Annotated in this window: 5 protein-coding genes; all 5 read left to right on the forward strand. The window is 51.1% G+C overall.

What is annotated here, in order from left to right; all coding sequences use genetic code 11:
• On the forward strand, window positions 1-429 hold a 429-nt coding region (locus tag FEK46_RS22205), incomplete at its 5' end, for a DNA-packaging protein (protein ID WP_235640092.1).
• Window positions 407-1,906, forward strand: coding sequence for a terminase family protein (locus FEK46_RS22210; protein ID WP_085461553.1), 1,500 nt, complete (start codon window positions 407-409; stop codon window positions 1,904-1,906). The genes FEK46_RS22205 and FEK46_RS22210, both read left to right, overlap by 23 nt.
• Complete coding sequence (locus tag FEK46_RS22215) at window positions 1,907-4,072, forward strand: portal protein (protein WP_000752843.1); 2,166 nt, start codon at window positions 1,907-1,909, stop codon at window positions 4,070-4,072. It begins immediately after the preceding gene.
• A 13-nt stretch (window positions 4,073-4,085) separates the two neighbouring features.
• A complete protein-coding gene (locus FEK46_RS22220) occupies window positions 4,086-4,997 on the forward strand; it encodes a scaffolding protein (RefSeq protein ID WP_138194825.1) in 912 nt (303 codons plus the stop codon).
• Window positions 4,997-5,309: P22 phage major capsid protein family protein (locus FEK46_RS22225; RefSeq protein WP_276608994.1), on the forward strand; the 313-nt coding region annotated here is incomplete at its 3' end. The genes FEK46_RS22220 and FEK46_RS22225, both read left to right, overlap by 1 nt.

A 5,309-nucleotide genomic window follows, 5' to 3' on the forward strand; every position in this document is an offset into this window, starting at 1 on the left:
AAATTCGAATCGCCTGAGGCGCTGTGGGCTGCTTGTTGTGAATACTTCGAGTGGGTGGAAGCTAACCCGCTATGGGAGATGAAGGCGTTCTCGTATCAGGGTGAAGTGATACAAGAGCCTATCGCCAAGATGCGAGCGATGACCATTACCGGCCTCACTCTGTTCATTGATGTGACGCTTGAAACATGGCGTACATATCGCCTGCGAGAAGATTTATCTGAAGTCGTTACGCGAGCAGAACAGGTCATCTACGACCAGAAATTCTCTGGCGCAGCCGCTGACCTTCTCAACGCTAACATCATCGCCCGTGATTTGGGCCTCAAAGAGCAGTCGCAAGTTGAAGACGTGACACCTGATAAGGGAGATCGCGATAAGCGACGCTCTCGTATCAAGGAGCTTTTCAACCGTGGAACTGGACGCGATTCTTGATAACCTGAGCGACGAAGAGCAAATCGAATTGCTCGAGCTACTCGAAGAAGAAGAGAACTACCGTAACACACACCTGCTATATGAATTTACGCCATACAGCAAACAGCGTGAGTTCATCGACGCCGGGCATGACTATCCAGAGCGCTGTTTTATGGCTGGTAACCAGCTTGGTAAGTCATTTACTGGTGCTGCTGAAGTCGCATTTCACCTTACCGGGCGTTATCCGGGAACAAAAGGCTATCCGGCTGATGGTAAATATGGTGGGGAGTGGAAAGGTAAGCGTTTCTATGAGCCTGTTGTCTTCTGGATTGGCGGCGAGACAAACGAGACTGTAACCAAAACGACTCAACGCATCCTGTGCGGTCGTATCGAAGAGAATGACGAGCCTGGCTACGGTTCCATACCGAAAGAAGACATCATTAGCTGGAAGAAGTCTCCTTTCTTTCCGAACCTTGTTGATCATCTTCTGGTTAAGCATCACACGGCTGATGGCGTTGAAGATGGCATTTCAATCTGCTACTTCAAGCCATACTCGCAAGGCCGCGCTCGCTGGCAGGGTGACACAATCCACGGTGTGTGGTTTGACGAAGAGCCACCATACAGCATTTATGGCGAAGGGCTTACCCGTACCAACAAATACGGTCAATTCTCAATTCTGACGTTTACCCCGCTGATGGGGATGTCTGACGTTGTTACCAAGTTCCTGAAGAACCCCAGCAAGTCGCAGAAAGTGGTCAACATGACCATCTATGACGCTGAGCACTACACTGACGAGCAGAAAGAGCAAATCATCGCATCCTATCCTGAACATGAGAGAGAGGCGCGTGCTCGGGGTATTCCTACGATGGGTAGCGGTCGAATCTTTCAGATACCTGAAGAGACGATTAAGTGTCAGCCGTTCGAGTGTCCTGATCACTTCTACGTAATTGGCGGGATGGATTTCGGATGGGATCACCCACAGGCGCAGGTTCAGCTTTGGTGGGATAAGGATGCAGACATAATCTACCTTTCACGCGTGTGGAAGGCGAAAGAAAAGACAGCCGTTCAGGCTTGGGGAGCCGTTAAGTCATGGGCGCATAAAGTGCCAACCGCATGGCCTCATGACGGAAACCAGCATGAGAAGGGCGGCGGTGAGCAGCTCAAAGGGCAGTATGCAGACGCTGGATTTATGATGTTGCAGGAGCATGCGACATGGCCTGATGGCGGTAACGCTGTTGAGCCAGGCATCACTGAATTGCGCGACATGATGCTTGATGGTCGCTTCAAAGTATTCAACACATGTGAGCCATTCTTTGAGGAGTTCCGCCTCTATCACCGTGATGAAAACGGGAAGATCGTCAAGCTTAACGACGACGTTCTCTCAGCCGTTCGCTATGCATACATGATGCGCCGCTTCGCCAAAATGATGCGCGACATCAAAAAACCAAAAGAGAAAAAGATACCAGCCCCAATCAGGCCCATCGCACGGAGAACTTAAATGGCCGACGAAAACAGACTCAATTCCATTCTGTGTAAGTTTGACGCGGACTGGATGGCGAGCGATGAAGCCAGAACCGAGGCGACAAATGACCTGTATTTTAGCCGAGTGTCGCAATGGGATGACTGGCTATCAAACTACACTACCCTGCAATATCGCGGACAATTCGATGTTGTTCGCCCGGTGGTCAGGAAACTGGTCGCAGAGATGCGCCGGAACCCTATCGACGTTCTCTTCCGACCCAAAGACGGCGCTAATCCTGATGCAGCCGATGTGTTGATGGGGATGTATCGTACTGATATGCGCCATAACACGGCAAAGATTGCCGTTAACGTTGGCGTTCGTGAGCAGATAGAGTCCGGCGTTGGTGCATGGCGTCTGGTCACACAGTACGAAGACAACGACCCAACAAGCAACAATCAGGTAATTCGACGCCTGCCAATCCATGAAGCCTGCTCACACGTCATATGGGACGCAAACAGCAAGCAGATGGATAAGAGCGACGCTAAGCACTGCACGGTGATTAACGCCTTGTCACGCAATGGCTGGAAAGAGTTCGCAGAGGATTACGGTATTGATCCGGACACCTTGCCATCTTTCCAGAATCCGAACGATACATGGCTGTTTCCGTGGGTATCGAATGATGTCGTCTACGTCGCTGAGTATTACGAGGTCGAAGAGAAGAAAGAGAAGGTCTTCATCTACCGCGACCCGCTGACAGGTGAGCCGGTCAGCTATTACCAGCAGGATATCAAAGACGTCATCGACGACCTGGCTAATCGTGGATTCATTAAGGTAGCAGAGCGTAAGGTCAAGCGTCGGCGTGTGTATAAGTCGATCATCACCTGTACGCAGATACTGAAAGACCGCGAGAAGATAGCCGGAGAGCATATTCCAATCGTTCCAGTGTATGGTGAATGGTCATTCGCTGGTGACAAGGAGTGCTACGAAGGAGTGGTAAGGCTGACGAAAGACGGTCAGCGCCTTCGTAACATGATCATGTCGTTCAACGCCGATATTGTTGCTCGTTCACCGAAGAAGAAACCTACCTTCTTCCCTGAGCAAATCGAAGGCTACGAATACATGTACGGTGGAAATGATGACTATCCGTACTATCTGCAGAACAGGACTGATGAAAACGGTAACGACCTGCCGATTGGTCCAATCTCCTACATGGAAAACCCTGAAGTGCCGCAAGCCAACGCTTACATGCTTGAGGCTGCCACCAACGCAGTGAAAGAGGTGGCTAGTCTTGGTGTGGATGCGCAGGCAGCAAACTCTCAGGTCGCTTTCGATACCGTCAATCAACTGAACATGCGGGCAGACCTTGAGACATACGTATTTCAGGATAACCTGGCTACCGCAATGCGACGTGATGGAGAGATTTATGCCTCAATGGTCAACGATATTTATGACGTTCCTCGTCATGTAACGCTGACACTTGAAGATGGAAGCGAGAAAGACGTTCAACTCTATGCGCAAGTTGTCGATTACCAGTCCGGCAATGTGGTCACACTCAACGACATTCGCGGTCGCTATGAGTGCTATACAGACGTTGGACCATCCTTCCAGAGTATGAAGGAACAGAACCGCGCAGAGATTCAGGAGTTACTCACCAAGGTTCCACAAGGTACTCCAGAGTTCCAGATGCTGATGCTGCAATACTTCACGCTGCTTGACGGTAAAGGCGTAGAGATGATGCGAGAGTACGCGAACAAGCAACTGGTGATGATGGGGCTGAAGAAACCAGAAACACCTGAAGAGATGGAGATGGTACAGCAGGCTCAACAGCAGCCGCAGCAGCCATCAGCAGAGCAAATTCAGGCGCAGGGTATCCTTCTGCAAGGTCAGGCTGAATTGCTCAAGGCAGAGAACCAACAGGCGCAGATTCAGGTTGAAGCCGCCAAGGTTGAAGCCCAAAACCAACTCAACGCCGCGAAGATTGCAGAAATCTTCAACAATATGGACCTCGACAAGCAGGCAGAACTGCGTGAGTACCTCAAGCTCGTAGGTCAATTCCAGCAACAGCGCAGCAAAGATGCTCGTGCTAACGCTGAGCTGCTTCTTAAAGACGCAGACCAGACTCATTCACAACGCATGGATTTCGCGAATCTTATGCGTCAAGTTCAAATCCCCTCCGGCGGAGTAGCCGAGACACCTCAATAAGAGAGAGTTAACCATGGACCAAACCACCGACATTCAGGCTTCTGAAGAATTAACCCTGCCCGGCAATCATGCAGCGGCATCTGCTGATGGCTTAGTTGTCGATAATGCCAGCGACAACGCAGGTCAGGAAGAAGGCTTCGAGATTGTCCTGAAAGACGATGAGAAACCAAAACAAGACCCGGCAACTAATGCTGAATTTGCCCGTCGCCGCATCGAACGCAAACGCCAGCGTGAGCTTGAGCAGCAGATGGAAGCGGTTAAGCGAGGGGAGTTGCCGGAGCACCTGCGGGTGAACCCTGAGTTACCAAAACAACCAGACCCTAACGATTATCTTTCCGAAGATGCACTGGCTAAGTACGACTATGACCAGAGCCGCGCACTGGCTGCCTTCCAGCAGGCAAACAGTGAATGGCAGATCAAGGCTATGGACGCACGAAGCCAGGCTGTCGCCGAGCAGGGTCGCAAAACTCAGGAGTTCACCCAGCAATCAGCGCAATACGTCGAGGCAGCCCGTAAGCACTACGACGCAGCGGAAAAGCTCAATATCCCTGACTATCAGGAGAAAGAGGATGCATTCATGCAACTGGTGCCGCCAGCAGTCGGTGCCGACATCATGCGCCTCTTCCCGGAGAAATCCGCCGCTCTCATGTATCACCTTGGTGCTAATCCTGAGAAAACACGCCAGTTGCTGGCGATGGACGGGCAATCCGCGCTGATTGAACTCACTCGACTGTCAGAACGTTTAACTCTCAAGCCTAGAGCCAAGCCTGTTTCAGAAGCCCCGTTACCTGATGAACCCATTCAGGGACATGCTGTTGCTGCAAATATCTCTGCGATTGAAAAGCAGATGGAGGCGGCAGCAAACAAAGGGGATGTAGAGACGTACCGCAAGCTCAAGGCGCAACTGAATAAAGGAATTCGATAATGGCATTAAATGAAGGTCAACTGGTCACGTATGCTCTGGATGAAATCATCGAAACCGTCCAGAACCTGACGCCAATGGCGTCCAAAGTGACAAAATACACCCCTCCGGCAGAATCCATGCAACGTTCAAGCAACACCGTGTGGATGCCTGTTGAGCAGGAAGCGCCAACTCAGACTGGATGGGATTTAACTGGCAACGCTACCGGTATTCTGGAACTGTCCGTGAAGTGCAACATGGGCGATCCAGATAACGATTTCTTCGAGCTTCGTGCAGATGACCTGCGTGATGAGCGTTCTTACCGTCGCCGCATCC

The sequence above is a fragment of the Escherichia sp. E4736 genome (assembly GCF_005781225.1).
Lineage (GTDB): Bacteria > Pseudomonadota > Gammaproteobacteria > Enterobacterales > Enterobacteriaceae > Escherichia.